General features: G+C 60.7%; 18 protein-coding genes and 1 pseudogene. 7 read left to right on the forward strand and 12 right to left on the reverse strand.

The genetic code is table 11. The features are described from left to right. Positions 1-451 precede the first annotated feature (451 nt). The gene (locus tag LKX83_RS20680) at positions 452-1396 is read left to right on the forward strand and encodes a hypothetical protein (RefSeq protein WP_227884442.1); all 945 of its coding nucleotides are present in this window, start codon (positions 452-454) and stop codon (positions 1394-1396) included. Between the two features lie 225 nt (positions 1397-1621). On the opposite strand, the gene LKX83_RS20685 is transcribed toward LKX83_RS20680, so the two are convergent. Together LKX83_RS20685 and LKX83_RS20690 are read right to left on the reverse strand one after the other, a co-directional pair. Beyond that, positions 1622-2041: an ImmA/IrrE family metallo-endopeptidase gene (locus LKX83_RS20685; protein WP_227884443.1), complete on the reverse strand. Its 420-nt coding sequence runs from the start codon at positions 2039-2041 to the stop codon at positions 1622-1624. A 14-nt stretch (positions 2042-2055) separates the two neighbouring features. Further along, positions 2056-2499: a helix-turn-helix domain-containing protein gene (locus LKX83_RS20690; RefSeq protein ID WP_227884445.1), complete on the reverse strand. Its 444-nt coding sequence runs from the start codon at positions 2497-2499 to the stop codon at positions 2056-2058. 281 nt (positions 2500-2780) lie between these two features. Between LKX83_RS20690 and LKX83_RS20695 the strand changes: the two genes are divergently transcribed. Further along, positions 2781-2993 carry a hypothetical protein gene (locus LKX83_RS20695; RefSeq protein ID WP_227884447.1) on the forward strand — a complete coding sequence of 71 codons (213 nt, stop codon included), beginning with the start codon at positions 2781-2783 and terminating at the stop codon, positions 2991-2993. Positions 2994-3059: 66 nt separating this feature from the next. Here LKX83_RS20695 and LKX83_RS20700 read toward each other — a convergent pair whose 3' ends face one another. The 3 genes from LKX83_RS20700 to LKX83_RS20710 all read right to left on the reverse strand — a co-directional run bounded on the left by LKX83_RS20700 (position 3060) and on the right by LKX83_RS20710 (position 4779). Then, on the reverse strand, positions 3060-3257 hold the full coding sequence (locus LKX83_RS20700; protein ID WP_227884449.1) for a DUF6199 family natural product biosynthesis protein: 198 nt from the start codon (positions 3255-3257) through the stop codon (positions 3060-3062). Positions 3258-3378: 121 nt separating this feature from the next. Then, complete coding sequence (locus LKX83_RS20705) at positions 3379-3603, reverse strand: DUF2642 domain-containing protein (protein ID WP_227884451.1); 225 nt, start codon at positions 3601-3603, stop codon at positions 3379-3381. A 258-nt stretch (positions 3604-3861) separates the two neighbouring features. Continuing rightward, the gene (locus LKX83_RS20710) at positions 3862-4779 is read right to left on the reverse strand and encodes a DMT family transporter (RefSeq protein ID WP_227884453.1); all 918 of its coding nucleotides are present in this window, start codon (positions 4777-4779) and stop codon (positions 3862-3864) included. A 143-nt stretch (positions 4780-4922) separates the two neighbouring features. Between LKX83_RS20710 and LKX83_RS20715 the strand changes: the two genes are divergently transcribed. Next, positions 4923-5816, forward strand: a complete 894-nt coding sequence (locus LKX83_RS20715) for a LysR family transcriptional regulator (protein WP_227884454.1) — start codon at positions 4923-4925, stop codon at positions 5814-5816. 15 nt (positions 5817-5831) lie between these two features. Beyond that, positions 5832-7313 carry an aminoacyl-histidine dipeptidase gene (locus LKX83_RS20720; RefSeq protein ID WP_227884456.1) on the forward strand — a complete coding sequence of 494 codons (1482 nt, stop codon included), beginning with the start codon at positions 5832-5834 and terminating at the stop codon, positions 7311-7313. A 100-nt stretch (positions 7314-7413) separates the two neighbouring features. Here the strand turns inward: LKX83_RS20720 and LKX83_RS20725 are convergent, their stop codons facing one another. The 6 genes and pseudogenes from LKX83_RS20725 to LKX83_RS34455 all read right to left on the reverse strand — a co-directional run. Further along, positions 7414-8103, reverse strand: a complete 690-nt coding sequence (locus tag LKX83_RS20725) for a M50 family metallopeptidase (protein WP_227884458.1) — start codon at positions 8101-8103, stop codon at positions 7414-7416. 206 nt (positions 8104-8309) lie between these two features. Beyond that, a complete protein-coding gene (locus LKX83_RS20730) occupies positions 8310-8489 on the reverse strand; it encodes a hypothetical protein (protein WP_227884460.1) in 180 nt (59 codons plus the stop codon). 74 nt (positions 8490-8563) lie between these two features. After that, positions 8564-9103 (reverse strand): cysteine hydrolase family protein, encoded by a 540-nt coding sequence (locus tag LKX83_RS20735; RefSeq protein WP_227884462.1) that lies wholly within the window; start codon positions 9101-9103, stop codon positions 8564-8566. A 92-nt stretch (positions 9104-9195) separates the two neighbouring features. Beyond that, positions 9196-9720 carry a C40 family peptidase gene (locus tag LKX83_RS20740; RefSeq protein WP_227884464.1) on the reverse strand — a complete coding sequence of 175 codons (525 nt, stop codon included), beginning with the start codon at positions 9718-9720 and terminating at the stop codon, positions 9196-9198. Between the two features lie 202 nt (positions 9721-9922). After that, positions 9923-10336 carry a helix-turn-helix domain-containing protein gene (locus tag LKX83_RS20745; protein ID WP_227884465.1) on the reverse strand — a complete coding sequence of 138 codons (414 nt, stop codon included), beginning with the start codon at positions 10334-10336 and terminating at the stop codon, positions 9923-9925. 87 nt (positions 10337-10423) lie between these two features. After that, positions 10424-10705 (reverse strand): annotated as a pseudogene (locus tag LKX83_RS34455) (cupin domain-containing protein); the annotation flags it as partial. A 176-nt stretch (positions 10706-10881) separates the two neighbouring features. Here LKX83_RS34455 and LKX83_RS20755 point away from each other — a divergent pair. Then, positions 10882-11814: a nucleoside hydrolase gene (locus LKX83_RS20755; RefSeq protein ID WP_227884466.1), complete on the forward strand. Its 933-nt coding sequence runs from the start codon at positions 10882-10884 to the stop codon at positions 11812-11814. 357 nt (positions 11815-12171) lie between these two features. Here the strand turns inward: LKX83_RS20755 and LKX83_RS20760 are convergent, their stop codons facing one another. Next, positions 12172-13068, reverse strand: coding sequence for a J domain-containing protein (locus LKX83_RS20760; RefSeq protein WP_227884467.1), 897 nt, complete (start codon positions 13066-13068; stop codon positions 12172-12174). Positions 13069-13203: 135 nt separating this feature from the next. On the opposite strand from LKX83_RS20760, the gene LKX83_RS20765 reads away from it, so the two are divergent. Both LKX83_RS20765 and melA read left to right on the forward strand, forming a co-directional pair. Then, positions 13204-14103, forward strand: a complete 900-nt coding sequence (locus tag LKX83_RS20765) for an AraC family transcriptional regulator (protein WP_227884468.1) — start codon at positions 13204-13206, stop codon at positions 14101-14103. Between the two features lie 117 nt (positions 14104-14220). Further along, on the forward strand, positions 14221-15726 hold the full coding sequence (gene melA, locus LKX83_RS20770; protein WP_227884470.1) for an alpha-glucosidase/alpha-galactosidase: 1506 nt from the start codon (positions 14221-14223) through the stop codon (positions 15724-15726). Positions 15727-15732 lie beyond the last annotated feature (6 nt).

The following is a 15732-nucleotide window of genomic DNA, read 5'->3' on the forward strand; positions in this document are numbered from 1 at the left end:
CCGCATGTACGGTGGTGTGAGAAGACGGGGGTTAGTCGCCCCCTCTTACTCGATTTATATAACCTTCGCTATCGCGTTTTTATCGCAGGCCATCCTATCCAGGAACGATGGCGCGGGGGCAGACTGCCGGCGTGCACGGCACCCTCAGTGGCCGCGCAGCGAAGAGTAGAACATGACAATCTCCGCTCGTGATGCGGATTGCCGAATGATGAATTAGAAGCAACAGATAAGCCAATGTCTGCTCCCGCCGCCAGGCGGGGGCTATTGGACGTTCACTGCGAAAGTGGTGGCGGACAGCGTAATTTGGCAATATTTTTTGTTGTCGAATCTGTTGTTATAGGGAAGCGAAATACTAGACTAGAATAGTAAGTATTAGACCGACGATGCGTCATTAAGCTGATTGATAAGTTAATGTGAAAATTTCTTTTCCCAAAGAACGGGGGAACAACAAATGGAGACATCGGTCATCCAATGGCTGCTTGACTCTGACCCTTCGATCCGTTGGCAAGTGATGCGGGACCTAACCGGAGCGCCCGCAGGGGAGGTCGCGGCCGAGCGCGCGCGGGTCGCCACCGAAGGCTTAGGTATGCGGTTGCTCGCGCTCCAAGGGGCTGACGGCCGGTGGGGCGGCTCGGCGTGGAACCGTGGGTGGAACTCCACGATGCACGTCCTGATGCTGCTGCGGGACATGGGTCTCGATCCCGCGAGCGACCAGGCGCGTCGTGCTGTGCGCTTGGTCGGTGACCGCGTGACCTGGCAAGGTTCCCCGGCCTACGACGGCAATCCCTTCTTCGTCGGTGAGGTGGAGCCCTGCATCAACGGGCAAGTGGGAGCGGTCGGCGCCTATTTCGGCCAGGATGTCCGGGGCATCGTCGACCGGCTGCTCTGCGAGCAGCTACCCGACGGCGGATGGAATTGCGAGGCGGCAAATGGTTCGACACGGTCCTCATTCAACACCACGATCTGCGTGTTGGAGGCCCTGCTCTTGTACGAACGGGCTGGTGGGGGCAGCCCGGCAGTGATCGAAGCTCGCCTCCGCGGACAGGAGTACCTTCTCGAGCGACGACTGTTCCGGCGGCGATCGACCGGCGAGGTGATCGAGCGAGATCGTAAGGGCGACGCGGCGTGGACGCGCTTCGCCTTCCCGACGTGGTGGCATTACGACGTGCTGCGGGGGCTCGACTACCTGCGCAGCGCCGGCGTCACGCCCGACGAGAGGGTAACCGAAGCGATCGAACTGGTCGCGTCGAAGCGCGACTGCGATGGAAGGTGGCCGCTTGAGACCCGGTATCCCGGCGTGATGCCGGTCGAGATCGACGAGGGCGAGGGCCGACCGAGCCGGTGGAACACACTACGCGCCTTACGAGTGTTGAACTGGTATTCAACGCGACACTAAAGCAGAAGGAGAAGAAAGAGGGCATGCAAACAGGGGCTGCCTTGCTTTAAATGCAGCCCCTGCTACTGACCCGTTCACCTGTATCAGTAACGCAGAGGGATCCAAGCCTGCCGTTTGGTTTTGCAGGAAGAAGGCTGGACGGAAGAGAGGGACTGAAACGCAAAAAAAACGCATGCTCCCGGGAGCATGCGATACGAAAAAACGACTGAAGCATGAAAACGGGCGTTAGCGGTAGAGCTTGTGAATCTCCTCGGGGATGCCGCACTGGCTCAGAAAGGATGCCAGCGTCGCGTCGGCTTCGGGCATGCGGCCGATCGTCAGGAGATGCATGGCAAACAGGTTGGCCTGCCGTTCGATCCGGTCGACGGACAGCAGCGTGTTGTGCTTCAGAAAGGGCGTATTCAGCTTCGGGTGCAGCGCGTAATGGCCCAGCTCGTGGGCAATGGTAAATCGGGCGGCCACTTCGTCCAGCTTGTTGTTCACATGGATCATCGGAATGCGGTTGGCATTCGTGAAGTACCCCCAGATGTTGGTTCCAAGATTCTCGTAGAGAACCAGGATGTTCTTCTGAGCTGCGATCTCTAGAGGGTCGCTAGTGCCTGCCGATTGGATCAGCAGGTGAACCTCAGCGCGTATATAGCCCATCCCAAGTCCTCCGGTTACTGACGGTATTTGCGGGGGGTGAACTTTTTCTTAGCCATCTGCCTGGATAATCGCAACGTATTCTCCAAGGAGATCCGCATGAGCTCCCGCTCTTCCTCGTCCATCGGCTCCCCGTGAAATGCTAGCGCCGTATCGCTCTCGAGCTCGTTCATCATCGCTTCGAGCTTCCTCCCGATGTCGCGCTCTTCCCGGGCCGACAGCGCTTCGCCCGAGATGGAAGGCCGGACCGTCCGCTCCTTGGCGTCGGTCTTGCCCAGCAAATAATCCAAAGAGACGCCGAACACGTCCGCCAGCTGAACGGCGTTGTCCGCGCTCAGCTTTTTCTTGCCCTTTTCAATATCGTAATAGAACTGCGCAGAAATGCCAAGTTTGTCTGCCACTTCGGTCCCGCTTAGATTCATCTCCCGCCGAATGCTCCTAATTCGCGCGTATCCTTCCACGTACGGATCCTTCCTCTCTCTTGCGGCTATCGTCAGATTATCATCTATATGATTAAAAATCAATCCGAAGGCCGAGTTTGGGTGCCGAGTTGGAGGTTTTATGAGGCTTTTCGAGGCTGTATTGAAGCGATTTTAAGCAAATAGGAGAATTTTGGAGGAAAGACTGTCATCTATTAGAGTAATAGCCCGTTATTGCTGATCATGCTATTTGTTTAAAATTAATCAAATAGAATAATATAGGGCTACTCACTAACGAATGAATTGCGGAAGGAGTGACGCTCATGCGCTATCCGGTGCCGAATCGGAGAGGCGAAGTGTCGGCGGGGACCGGACCGGTCGTGACGTACATGCTGTCGGACGTCGAGCTGGCCTACCTGCACGGCGGCGAATTGGACAAGATCCCGACCGCGGACCGCCGCGGAAAGCGGGGCTCTCGTATCCCGCTGTCCGTGCGGGAATCGAAGACGATTTATCGGATTCGAGGTGAGGGGTGAGGGGTGATGGGTGGCGAAGCCGTGTGACTCGGCAGCGGCAAGCAACGTGCCGAAGCCAACCGGGATTTAGCTCCAGGAGGGAAGGACGACGAAGAGAAACACGAGCAGCACGATGATGCCGCAGATCCGGCTGAACAGCAAGTAGCCCTCGCTGGGCTCGGAATCGCCTTTGACCGCCCAGCCGTACCGCATATACCAGCCGAACCGGGGGTAAATGATATTCACGACCGCGATGACGATGAAGAGAATGGCGAATAAAAACATGCGCGTCAGCTCCTTTTCCAGTTCATACGCATGTGGTCCTTGATTGTTCCGCGGAAGAAGGCCAATATTGGCGTATGTACAATAAAAAAGGAACTGCTGTCCGCAGTTCCGGTGCGCCGGGTTAGATCGGCATCGTCCAGACGATCTCGGCAATCCGCAAGCATGCCTGGTGGGAGTGGAGCTGGACGAGCACATGATCCGGCTTGACATCCAAGATCGTTCCTTCCAATCTGCCGCGCGTCGTCTCGAAGACGACACATCGCCCGATCAAGCGCCTTAGCGCTTCTACGACATAGGGATCGACCAGCGATACGGTCTGGATGTGCATGGCAGGGTAAGCTTGCATGGCATTCACTCCTCGGGATATTCGTTTCCGTATAAGTTATGCGAACGCCTAGGTTTTGGCATGGGCGAATGCCGACCCGATTTTCGAATCGCCACGGTGACGGTGCAGCTTGGATGCAGACGGGAGCGCTTTTCCGACAATAAGAGAAAAAAGCGTTGCGGAAGGAGAAGTCGGATCGCAAAAAGGAGCTGCCGAAGACGACAGCTCCTTTTTCGTAATGGAATGATGACGTTACTGGGCGGCCGAAGCCTCGTTGTCCTACAGGCGCCTGGCGGCGATTGGCGGACGCAGGCCCTTGCGGTCGAGCTTGACGCGGCGAGGGCCGGCCCGTTTCGGCCGCCATTCGGAGACGATGACGCCTAGCAGAACCAGCGCGCCGCCCGCGTAGCCTGAAGCTGACAGACGCTGATGCTCGAACAGCATCCCGAACAGCGCGGCGAACACGGGCTCGAGCGCAAAGATGAGGCCCAACCGCGTAGGCGAAGTGTACTGCTGCACGATCGTTTGCAGCATGTAACCGAGCGCGCTGCAGAAGACGCTGAGCATGACCACGGCGAACCAACCCTTGCCCGTCCCCGGCAGCGCGGGCGTCTCGTACAGGCAGGAGAACACGAGGCCGTACAAGCCTGCGAAGCTGAGCTGCCAGATACCGAGGTTTACTGTATCGCTTCCTTGGGCAGCGCGGCCGGTAACGAGAATATGGATTGCGTAGCAGAGCGCGCCGAACGCGCAGAGCGCGTCGCCCGGATTAAGGCGCATCGGGATTCGCAAGGTGATGAGGCCGATGCCCGCGATGGCGAGGACGACGCCGGCCAGCAGCCGTCCCGAGATGCGCTTTTTTAGGAAGAAAAAGCTCAGGATCGGGACGAAGATGACGGTCAAGCTGACCAAGAAGCCGGCGTTCGAGGTCGTCGTGGACCGCAAGCCGAACAGGACGGACGAGATGACGCCGAACAGGAGCAAGCCCAGCAGGGCGGCGAAGCGCAGCGTGCGGAAGTCGGTCTTCCGCAGACGCTTGGCGAAGAACGGTGCGGCGATCAGAAAGGCGAATCCGAAACGGAGGGCGACCAGATTGAATTCGCCGAGATCGCTCGCCCCCATTTTCATGAACAAATAGGAGCTTCCCCAGAACAGCGTCACCAGGAGCATCAACATGTCGGCTTTGAACGGTTTCATGCGGTATAATCATCCTTCGAGGTTGCTAATCAATCGCTACTGCTATATATTACAAGCGTGGTAAGTATAAGAAAAACGAATGTTTGTCATGTTATCCATGAGAACTGTTCATAATCTCGAGCCGGGACGGGAGAGGAGCTGCGATGAGCCTCGCCAAGTACGAAGTGCTGCTCAAAGTGGTGGAAACGGGCAATTTGACGCGGGCGGCGGAGGTAATGGGGTTTACCCAATCGGGGATCAGTCACGCCGTCCAAAGCCTGGAGCGGGAATTCGGCTTCAGTCTGCTCACCCGCAGCCGATCGGGGGTCAAGCTGACCGCCAACGGAGAACGCGTGATCAAGTCGATCCGCGAAATCGTCAATTGGAACGAGCAGCTGAAGCAGGAAGTGGCCGCCGTGCACGGCATGGAGATCGGGACGGTGCGCATCGGCACGTTTACGAGCGTGTCCGTTCATTGGCTGCCCGGCATTATCAAGCGGTACCGCGGCGATTATCCGGCGGTCGAGGTTAAGCTCTATGAAGGAGATTACCGGGAAATCGAGGATTGGATCGGGGACGGGCAGATCGACTTCGGCTTCCTCTCGCTGCCGACGCGCGACGGCTTCGACGCGATCCCGCTCAGCGAAGACCGGATGCTGTGTCTCGTGCCGAAGGATCATCCGCTGAGCGGGCGGGAGGCGGTCACCTTCGCGGAGCTGGCGGAGGAGGACTTCGTCATGCCGAAGGAAGGGTCCGACTACGACGTGAAGCGGGTCCTGCGCAAGGCGGGTGTGCAGCCAAAGATCAAATACGAGGCGGCGGACGACCGGGCCATCATCGCGATGGTGGAAAACGGGCTCGGCGTCAGCGTCCTGCCGGAGATGGTCCTGCAGGCGCATCAGCATCATCTGGCGCTCATCCCGCTTGAGGACGGGAGCTGCCGGACGCTCGGCATGGCGATGCAGGCGGTCAAGGATATTTCCCCGGCGGCCCGCAAGTTTATGGAATACGCGCGGACGTGGATCGACCAATGGGAGCGGTCGCGCGCCAAAACCTAAGAGAAGGTGAAACCCATGACGGAAGCAAACAAACGCGTCTATCAAGGCGATAATCCGGTCATCCGATACTTCGAAGCGCTGTCGGCCATCCCGCGGAGCTCCGGTCACGAGAAGGAGATCAGCGACTACGTGGCGCGGTTCGCGCGGGAACGCGGCTGCGAAGCCGTCCAGGACGAGACGTACAATCTGGTCATCCGCAAGCCCGCTTCCCCGGGTTACGAAAGCGTGCCGCCGGTCATCGTGCAGGGGCATCTCGACATGGTCGGGGAAAAGCGCGAAGGGGTGAACCACGACTTTCTCCGCGATCCGATCGAGCTGGTGGTGGAAGGGGAGTTCATGACCGCGCACGGCACGACGCTCGGCGGGGACAACGGACTCGCGGTCGCGTTCGCCATGGCGCTGCTGGATGCGAAGGACGCAGCGCACCCCGAAGTGGAGATCCTCCTGACGACGGAGGAGGAAACGTCGATGAAGGGCGCACGGAAGCTCAACGTCGGCCTGCTGAAGGGGAGAACGATGATCAACTTAGACTCCGACCGGGAGGGGATCGTCTACGTAAGCAGCGCCGGCGGCGCGCGGGCCTATCATACGGTGCCGGTCGAATGGGCGGAAGGCGCCGCGGAAGAGCCGATTTGCCGGATCCGGATCGCCGGATTGATCGGCGGACACTCCGGCGACGATATCGTCCACGAACGGGCCAATGCGTGCCAACTGCTCGGCCGGGTGCTCGACGATTTGCGGCGCAAGGTTCCCTTTTCGCTTGCGCGGGTGCAAGGAGGTCTCGCGTCGAACGCCATTCCGCGCGAAGCGGAGGCGCGGATCGCGATCGCCCGGGAGTTTCGCGCCGCAGCGGAAGCGGCCGTGACGGCGTGGGAAGCGATCTTCCGGGAGGAATTCGCGCTAGCCGATCCGGACGTCCGCGTCGAATTCGCGGCCGTTCCGTCCGACGGGCAGGCGGAGGAAGAGCGGCGCGTCTTCGCCGAACCGTCCAAGCAGGCGGCGATCGACTCGCTGCTGCTCGTCCCGAGCGGCGTCCTCCGAATGGACAAAGCGATCCCCGGATTGCCGCGAACGTCCACCAACGTCGGCATCGTCGCCACGACTCCGGACGCCGTCCGGTTCGAGAGCCTCGTGCGCAGCTCGCTCCGTTCGGAGCTTGACGCGGTCGTCGCCCGGATGGAGGCGACGGCGAAAGCGCTCGGCTGCCGCTTCGAGGCGGGCGAGTATTACCCGGGATGGCCCTATCGCGTCGACTCCAAGCTGCGCGATCTGTTCCAGGCCGTCTACCTGCGGGAATACGGGCGGCCGATGGAGGTCAAAGCGGTTCACGCCGGCATCGAATGCGGCATTCTCGCGGACCGCATCCCCGGTCTGGACGCGGTTTCGTACGGTCCCGACCTGTACGACATCCACACGCCCGACGAGCGGTTCCGCATCGCCTCCGTCGAGCGGACGTGGCGCTTTTTGCTCGAGGTGCTGCGGGAGATCAAGGCCTAGCAAACGATACTTGCCCAACGCCAAAAAAGCTTCCGTTCCCGCCGATCGCGGTCTCGGAAGCTTTTTTGGTTTTGGGCGAGCCCGCTAGGCTCCGCTCGCCCTAAGCCGTGAGGGACGCCGAGCGGCGTTTTCCTTTCTCGCCGAGAAAGGCGCGAAGCGCCATCGTCACGCACCAGAGCGCGAAAAGGGTGAAGCCGATTCCCCAGACGAGCGCCGGCACGCCGGTATAGTGCTGCAGATTCGAGGCGTCTCCCGCGCGGGATCCGTCCTGGAAGGCCATGATCGCCAGCGAAACCGGGCTCATCGCGGATTCTTCGAGGCTGAGGAAGGCGAGCAGCAGGTAATAGAAATTGCGAAATGCGGGGCGCACGAAGAAGGCCAGGACGTTCAGCGCGATGAAGCCTGCGAGCCACAGGGCACCGAAGCCCGAATGGACGTACAGGATCAGCATGAGCAGCGCGATAGCTGTGACGAGGCCCAGACCTAGCTTCTGCTGCTGCTTGCGATAGAGCGCGAACAAAAGCAGCGCGAACAGCGAAGCGCCGACATACCCTGCCAGTGAGACAAGCAGCTGCCCCCAGTCGGTGGGCACGAGCGTATAGGTGACGCCGCTATGGTCGGCATGCAGCTCGATTCGCAGCACCCGACCGGAGACGAGCAGCGCGACCAGGGCATGGGAAAATTCGTGAATCATCGTATCCAGGTTGCGGAAAAAGGAAGAGAACGGAATCAACCGCGTCAGGAACACGGATACGACCAGGTATAGGATCGCGCGGAGCCATTTGTTCAATCGGCACACCTCTTGGCATCTGGAGTGACAGTCTTTCCCTTGTATACGCGCAAGCGGACAAACGGTTCTGCCGAAGCGCCAACTTTTCGGACCCGCCCATAGGCGTCACGGCGGCGAATCCGCAAAAAGCCCGTCCGAAGCGCATCGGGAGGATGCTGCATCCGAACGGGCGTAGCCGTCGAGCGGGCCGGAAACGGCGGGCCGGATCAGCGCGCGCGGCGGCTTTGCGGAGTCTGGCGGGCGGCGTAGACGAGACCGGCGAACGAGACGAGACAGCCGGCGACGATCATCGTGATGCCGATGCCCGAGTTGGCGTTCGTCGCGAGCATCGCGGCCGCGGCGACGATGTCCGTCAGACAGAGCACGAACAGAAAAGCCAGTGGCATAACGAACCTCCGAATCGATGGGATAGTGCTATATACCCGAATCCGGAAGAATGAAACGGTCCGGCCGCAGCCGGTTAAAACGCGATCTCGTCCGCCGCCTGCAAGCGGGCGAAACCGCTGCCGAGGACGCTCGTGTGGTGGGCGACGATCTGCTCGGCAGTCAGCGCGCCGCGGTCGAACGTGCTGTGCGCGTCTCGGATGAGCACCGTGTCGTACCCGAGGCTGAAGGCGCGTCGCGTCGTCGTGTCGATGCAGAAGTCGGTCTGCATGCCGACGATCAAGAGTCTCGTCGCGCCGAGCTCTTGCAGGACGGCTTGCAGGGACGTCTCGTGGAAGGCGTCGCATACCGTCTTTTTCACGACGATATCATCTTGTGCGACGCCCAGATCGGGATGAAGCGCCCAAGTGGCAGACCCTTCGAGAAATTCGTCGCCTTCGTCTTGGCTCGTGTGCTGGATGAACACGACAGGCGTGCCGGCTTTTCGGGCCAGTCCGATTAGACGAACAATCCGTCCAAGCACGCCTTGCTCGTCGTGCAGCTTGAAGCCTTCATACGTGAACATCGCCATTTGGACGTCGACGACGATCAGCGCGGTCTTGGGAGCGGTCGTCATGTGCGTACACCTCGCAGGGTTGAAATTCGTTACCGAAATTCATTCGCTTTCCGGCACCGAATTTCCTGCCTGCACACGAGGCGGCCGGTTCATTAGAGGACGCGGCGTGCCGTAATGTACCGTTTCGGATAATTGCCCGAATTCAGGTTGCCGATGACGACGCCGTTTTTCGAACCCGTCGTATTGTGGATGAATTGCCCGTTGCCGATGTAGATGCCGACATGATTGATTTGACCGGGCTTGCTCACGCTGAAGAAAATCAGATCGCCCTTTTTCAGATTGCTCTTGGCCACGTAGGTGCCCTGCTTGCTCTGTGCCTTCGTGCCCCACTTGAGGGAGATGCCTTGCTTGGCGAATACGTATTTGGTCCAGGAGGAGCAATCGAATGTCATCGTGCTGGGGCTGTTGACCCCGAATTTATAACGGACTTTGCCTTGCGTCGATTTGGCGAAGGCGATGAGCTTGTCCGCTTTTTGGGATGCGGTCGCCGCCGCTTTAACGGTCGAGGAGGTGGCGGCATGGGCGCCGCGCGGCTCCGCTACGACTCCTGCGGTTGCGAAGATGGCGAAGCAGGCGGCACCTATTGCTATTTTGCGCAAAGTTTGTCTGGTTTTCATCGTTTCCTCCTGGGATAGATCGAATTGGGAATACAGGGGCAAGTATAGCATGGGAGGAAAATAAGATATGAAAATTTGAGATGATCTTAATGATGGGAATAACCGGGGGCGGAGGAGGAACCCGGGAGGGGAGGAAAGATGAGCCGCGGGCGCACCGGGGGAGGTGGAGCGGACGCCTGCCGTCCACCGGATGCCGGACGCGCTAAACAGGCTTGAACAGGCGGCTGCCGAAGGGAGAGCGGCGGAAGGCAAGCGGCGTCTCGCCGGTCTCCCGCTTGAACATCGTGCAGAATTGGGCATCTGTCGAGAAGCCGCAGCGTCTCGCGATCTCCGAGACGGACAGCTCGGTGTGGCGCAGCAGTTGGCGTGCCTGCTCGAGGCGGATGCCGAACAGGTACTGGATCGGGGACTGTTCGTAGTGCCGGCGGAACAGGTGGCGGAAATGATGGTAGCTATAGCCGGCCATGCCGGCAAGCGCTTCGATCGACACCTTCTCGTTGTAGTGCTCGTGCAGGTAGTTGCGGGCGTAGGCGAGCCGCCGGTCCGGCCGATCAGGCGGCTCGGCGCCCGCTAGTCGCAGATGCGCGATCAGCAGCTGGCCGACCAGCAGGTTCATTTGATTCTCGTAATAGGCCGCTTTTGCGCGCATCTCTTCCAGCAACAGGGACAGCGCGTTCGCGATCGCGGACGGATCGGCGGGCGCATGCAAGCCGGTGCGCGGCGGCGCCGGCGTCTCCGCCGGCAGCGAAAAGCCGACGCAGACGACGTCCGTCGCTGCCTCGCGGCGTTCGTCATGGGGGACGCCTGGCGCGATCAGCGCGTAGGTGCCCGGAGCGTAGCGATAGGCGGTATCGCCGATGCGCGTCCGCCCGGTTCCCCGCGCGTAGTAGACGAGTTCGTGGCAGCCGTGCCGGTGAAGCGCGACGGCGCTGCCGGGCGCGTGACGGGCTTCGAACAGGAAGTCCAGTTGGGCTTGGATCGGAATCGCCTCCTGGCGGCATCGGGGCGGAGGAGCGCCAGATCGTGAAAAATGAACGCCGAAACGTAAAAAACAAAAAGCGCTCCGTCCGCTATGATGGAGGTATCGTTAACCAAATCATAGAAGACGGATCGCCGGCTTGCAAGCGCTGTCGGGTCCGTTCGCCCAAGGAGGAGACAAGCGTGGCGATTCCCTATTCGGAGCTGCCGCCGGAACGGCTGCTCGCGCGGCTCGCGCATCCGTACCGCGCCGTGCGGATGGTGCTCGACACCGATACCTTCAACGAGATCGACGACCAATTCGCCGTCATCTACGCGATGCGCTCGCCCGAGCGGGTTCGGGTGGAAGCTTTTTACGCGGCGCCCTTTCACAACGAGCTGTCGGACGGCCCGAAGGACGGGATGGAGAAAAGCTATCGGGAGCTGGAGAAGATCGCCGGCCTGCTGCCGGAAATGGCGGAGGTGCCGCGGCTGCGCGGTTCGGAGACGTACCTGCCCGGAGCGGATACGCCCGTGGACAGCGAAGCCGCGCGGGATCTCGTCGCCCGGGCGATGGCTTCGCCGGAGGACGACCCGCTCTACGTCGTCGCGATCGGCGCCATCACGAACGTGGCGTCGGCCATCCTGCTGGAGCCGCGGATTCTGGAGCGCATCGTGGTCGTCTGGCTGGGCGGACACGCCCTGCACTGGCCGGACACGCGCGAATTCAACATGGATCAGGACCGTTACGCTTCCCGCGTCGTGCTGGACAGCGGCGTTCCGCTCGTCCTGATCCCCTGCATGGGCGTCAGCTCTCATCTCGCCACGACGCTGTCCGAGGTGCGGGATTACGTCCGGGACCGCGGACCGGTCGGCCGTTATCTGTACGATACGTTCGAACGGTGCAGCGCCGACCATTTTGCCTATTCTCGCGTCATCTGGGACATATCGACGATCGCCTACCTCGCGAACGAGGATTGGACGCCCAGCGAGATCGTCCCAAGCCCCGTCCTGACCGAAGACGGACGTTGGGGCGGGCAGGACGCGTCCCGGCACCCGATCCGCTGCGTGCGGTACGTGCACCGGGACGGCGTGTTCCGGGACTTGTTCGGCAAGCTGGGGCGCGGCGAGACCTGAGCGTCAGCGCGGCTGAAACGATTTGAGCTGCAGCCATCGGCCGGAGCGGGTTTTCACGAACAACTGCCGGCCGATGCGTTTGCCATGGACGAACATGATGATCGCCTCCTGAACCGGTTGGGATAAACATAAGTATAGATTGCTTACCCGGACGCATTGGATTTGTAACCATGGATTGACATAGGTGGATGCCCGATGCAAGCGCCGGCCGGCGTTGCCGGAATGCGATATTCGCGAAAAGCGGATGGCGGCGGTGCCGATGAGGCGAAAGCGTCAGAGATCGAAAAAGCAGGCCCGAGGGCCTGCTTTTTCGGTATGTCGCCGTCTGGAAAGACGGCAAAGCCGGATTTACTTGCGTTACTTTTTCGCTTCGTAATGCTGGATATACGTCATCGCCTCGTCCGGATGCTTGGCGGAAACGCGAATGCCGGCGACGAACTCCGTACCGTGCAAGCCGAGCTCCTCCGCCATCTTCGTGCCCGACAGATCCACGCCGTACACCCGCTCGGAGGTGTCCTCCTCGGTCTTCGCCTTCATGGCCAGGGCGGGCTCGATTCCGCTCTTGTCGTCCAGCGGCTGGAGAGCGCCTTGGGTGGCGAGCTTGGCGAAGTTCGCCTTGTCCATGATGTACAGGTCCGACTTGTCGGTCATGAGAACGAGCATGCTTTTCTGCAGGAGGGCGATATCCTGCTCGCTCTTCGTATCCGAAGGGACGTAAGTCAGCTCCGCCAGCACGCGCTGCCAGTCCGGGAACTCCTTCAGAATGTCCTCGGCCAGCGGCTTGGTGTCCGGGGAGAGACCGTCGCCGTAGAAATAATTGCCGTAGAACATGACGGCAAGATTGGCGGGCGGCAGCTTGGCCAGCTCCGCTTGCTCGTGGCGATGGTCGACGTAGCTTTTGATCCCGTAGCCGATCGCGATCAAGAGGATGATGGCGCCGATGATATGGAATTTGTAGTAGTGCAGGAAATGATCCCATTTCTGCGCGCGTCCGGCCATTTTCTTGTACTTGCCGTAGTTTTGCTCCGTGAATTCGGCCTTGGCTTTCGATTCCTCGTAGTCCTTGATAAAGCGGTAAGCGCGGCTGATCGCTTCCTCGTCGACGCGCTCGGCGCCGGACTGATCCCCGCCTTCGCGCATCTTCTGCGCGCGGGCTCTGCGGACGAGGAGGTAATAGCGGTTTTCCAATTGTTCTCTGTCTGCGTTTTCAGAAAGGCCTAGGACAGCATAAGCTTGCTTCAATTCCTCATCCATGAATAAGAGTCACCTTCTGTCGAATGTCCGTGATCTTAGTATACGTGATTCGGGCGGTCTGTTCCACTTCGTCCGGACATGGCTTATGATGGGGACAGCATACCGGAAGAAAAGGCCCTGGAGGAGAGACGGCGAATGACGAACGGCGGAGGTTTGTTCCACGCGGGGTGGCTGGACGGGGAGTACCGCCCCCGCGTTCACGCTTACTATTTCAAGCAATGGTCGGCTTACGACATGGCTTATCATACGCACGATTCGACGGAGATCATGTATGTCATGTCGGACTCTTGCCGCGTCGCGCTGCACACGGGCCCGGGCAAGCACGAATCCGTTCCGCTCAAAAAAGGCGAGTTCATCATCCTGAACGCGAACGTGCCCCATCGGCTGCAGGTGGACAAGACGTGCCGGATGCTGAACGTCGAGTTCGGCCAAACCGCGAGCAGGGGCGTCGTGCCGTCGCTCCGGGAGCTGGCGGCCGAAGACGCGGCGCTCGTCGACCTGTTTCGGGCGACCGACCCGTATCTCGTGCTGAGCGACCCGGACGAAGTGTACCATACGCTCAAAAGCCTGGTGCTGGAGCTGGACGCGCAGCGGGCCGAAGCGGGCATGCTGGCGCAGCTGCTGTTCGCGCAGCTGCTCGTTCGGGTCGCGCGTCTGCGCTCGGCGCAGCTTGCGAGCGGCGTTCCCGCGTCGGATTGGTACGTCCGCCAAGCGATGGCGTTCATGCAGCAGAACTACGACCGGGACATCCAGGTGAAGGACGTCGCCGGTGCGGTAAATCTGCATCCAAGCTATCTGCAGCGCATCTTCCGGGCGCATGCGGGCCAGACGCTGACGGAATACTTGACCGCCCACCGGATGGAGAAAGCCAAAATGCTGCTGCTCCACACGGACATCCCGGTCGCCGACATCTCCGGGTACGTCGGGGTGGCGAGCCGGCAGTATTTCCACGTGTTGTTCAAGAAGTATACGGGGCGGACGCCCGTTTCGTTTCGCCGATCCGTCGCGACGCAGAGCTGGCCGGACGAACCGTAACAAGCTGCGATAGTTGACACCTACCCTTTCCAGGAAGTCACGATCTTGATCACGCTTTCCGTCCGGCTGCGATTACAATGGGGGAGAAGCCCAAACCAGACGGAGGTTGATCGGACCATGTCTTTCAAGATCGCATTCATCGGTGCGGGGAGCATCGGATTCACGCGCGGACTGCTGCGGGATCTGCTCAGCGTACCCGAATTCCGCGACGTCGAAGTTGCGTTTACGGACATCAATCAACATAACCTGGACATGGTGACGGAGCTGTGCCAGCGGGATATCCGGGAAAACGGACTGTCTATCGTCATTCAGCCCACGACCGACCGCAGAGAGGCGTTGAAGGACGCCAAATACGTCATTTGCACGATTCGCGTCGGCGGTTTGGAGGCCTTTGCCACGGACGTCGACATTCCGCTCAAATACGGCGTCGACCAATGCGTCGGAGACACCTTGTGCGCAGGCGGCATCATGTACGGCCAACGTGGCATCGCGGAGATGCTGAACATCTGCAAGGACATCCGCGAGATGGCGGCTCCCGACGCGACGCTGCTCAATTACGCCAATCCGATGGCGATGCTCACGTGGGCGTGCAACAAGTACGGGGGCGTGCGGACGATCGGCCTGTGCCACGGCGTGCAGGGCGGCCACTGGCAAATCGCGCAGGCGTTCGGCCTCGAGATGAAGGACGTGGACATCGTCTGCGCGGGCATCAACCACCAGACGTGGTACATTCAGATCCGCCACAATGGCGAAGACCTGACCGGGAAGCTGTTGGAGGCGTTCGAGCAGCACGAGGACTTCAGCCGTACGGAAAAGGTGCGCATCGACATGCTGCGGCGGTTCGGCTATTACAGCACGGAGTCCAACGGCCACCTGAGCGAATACGTGCCGTGGTACCGCAAGCGCCCGGACGAGATTCAGGAATGGATCGATCTCGGCAGCTGGATCAACGGCGAGACGGGCGGCTATCTTCGCGTCTGCACCGAGGGACGCAATTGGTTCGAGACGGACTTCCCGAACTGGATGAAGGATCCGGCGCTGAAGTACGAAGCTTCGCAGCGCAGTCAAGAGCACGGCTCTTATATCATCGAGGGGCTAGAGACCGGGCGCGTCTACCGCGGCCACTTCAACGTGGTGAACGACGGCGTCATCGCGAATCTGCCGGCGGACGCCGTCATCGAAGCGCCGGGGTACGTCGACCGCAACGGCGTATCGATGCCGCGCATCGGCGATCTGCCGCTCGGCCCGGCCGCCGTCTGCAACGTCAGCATTTCGGTGCAGCGCCTCGCCGTCGAAGCGGCCGTGACCGGCGACGACAAGCTGCTTCGCCAGGCGTTCATGATGGATCCGCTCGTCGGCGCGGTGTGCAATCCGAAGGAAATTTGGCAGATGGTCGACGAGATGCTCGTCGCGCAGGAGCGGTGGCTGCCGCAGTATGGCCCGGCCATTGCCGAAGCGAAAGCCCGTCTCGCGTCCGGCGACTTGCTGCCGACCCGGGAAGGATACCGGGGCGCCGCGCGCCTCAAGGTGAAGACGGTCGAGGAGATGCAGCAGGACCGCGAAGCCGCGAACAAAAACGCCGGCGAATCCGACAAGGGCAAGGATCGCGCGGCGGCGCACTGAGCGGAG

Source organism: Cohnella baijiui (genome assembly GCF_020731285.1).
Classification (GTDB): Bacteria; Bacillota; Bacilli; order Paenibacillales; family Paenibacillaceae; genus Cohnella.

What these genes read in the sequence shown, in the direction of transcription:
- LKX83_RS20710 (WP_227884453.1), bottom strand. Translation starts at nt 4,779, where the DNA reads ATGAAACCGTTCAAAGCCGACATGTTGATGCTCCTGGTGACGCTGTTC.
- LKX83_RS20715 (WP_227884454.1), top strand. Translation starts at nt 4,923, where the DNA reads ATGAGCCTCGCCAAGTACGAAGTGCTGCTCAAAGTGGTGGAAACGGGC.
- LKX83_RS20680 (WP_227884442.1), top strand. Translation starts at nt 452, where the DNA reads ATGGAGACATCGGTCATCCAATGGCTGCTTGACTCTGACCCTTCGATC.
- LKX83_RS20735 (WP_227884462.1), bottom strand. Translation starts at nt 9,103, where the DNA reads ATGACGACCGCTCCCAAGACCGCGCTGATCGTCGTCGACGTCCAAATG.
- LKX83_RS20695 (WP_227884447.1), top strand. Translation starts at nt 2,781, where the DNA reads ATGCGCTATCCGGTGCCGAATCGGAGAGGCGAAGTGTCGGCGGGGACC.
- LKX83_RS20720 (WP_227884456.1), top strand. Translation starts at nt 5,832, where the DNA reads ATGACGGAAGCAAACAAACGCGTCTATCAAGGCGATAATCCGGTCATC.
- melA (WP_227884470.1), top strand. Translation starts at nt 14,221, where the DNA reads ATGTCTTTCAAGATCGCATTCATCGGTGCGGGGAGCATCGGATTCACG.
- LKX83_RS20745 (WP_227884465.1), bottom strand. Translation starts at nt 10,336, where the DNA reads ATGAACCTGCTGGTCGGCCAGCTGCTGATCGCGCATCTGCGACTAGCG.
- LKX83_RS20730 (WP_227884460.1), bottom strand. Translation starts at nt 8,489, where the DNA reads ATGCCACTGGCTTTTCTGTTCGTGCTCTGTCTGACGGACATCGTCGCC.
- LKX83_RS20705 (WP_227884451.1), bottom strand. Translation starts at nt 3,603, where the DNA reads ATGCAAGCTTACCCTGCCATGCACATCCAGACCGTATCGCTGGTCGAT.
- LKX83_RS20700 (WP_227884449.1), bottom strand. Translation starts at nt 3,257, where the DNA reads ATGTTTTTATTCGCCATTCTCTTCATCGTCATCGCGGTCGTGAATATC.
- LKX83_RS20685 (WP_227884443.1), bottom strand. Translation starts at nt 2,041, where the DNA reads ATGGGCTATATACGCGCTGAGGTTCACCTGCTGATCCAATCGGCAGGC.
- LKX83_RS20765 (WP_227884468.1), top strand. Translation starts at nt 13,204, where the DNA reads ATGACGAACGGCGGAGGTTTGTTCCACGCGGGGTGGCTGGACGGGGAG.
- LKX83_RS20760 (WP_227884467.1), bottom strand. Translation starts at nt 13,068, where the DNA reads ATGGATGAGGAATTGAAGCAAGCTTATGCTGTCCTAGGCCTTTCTGAA.
- LKX83_RS20740 (WP_227884464.1), bottom strand. Translation starts at nt 9,720, where the DNA reads ATGAAAACCAGACAAACTTTGCGCAAAATAGCAATAGGTGCCGCCTGC.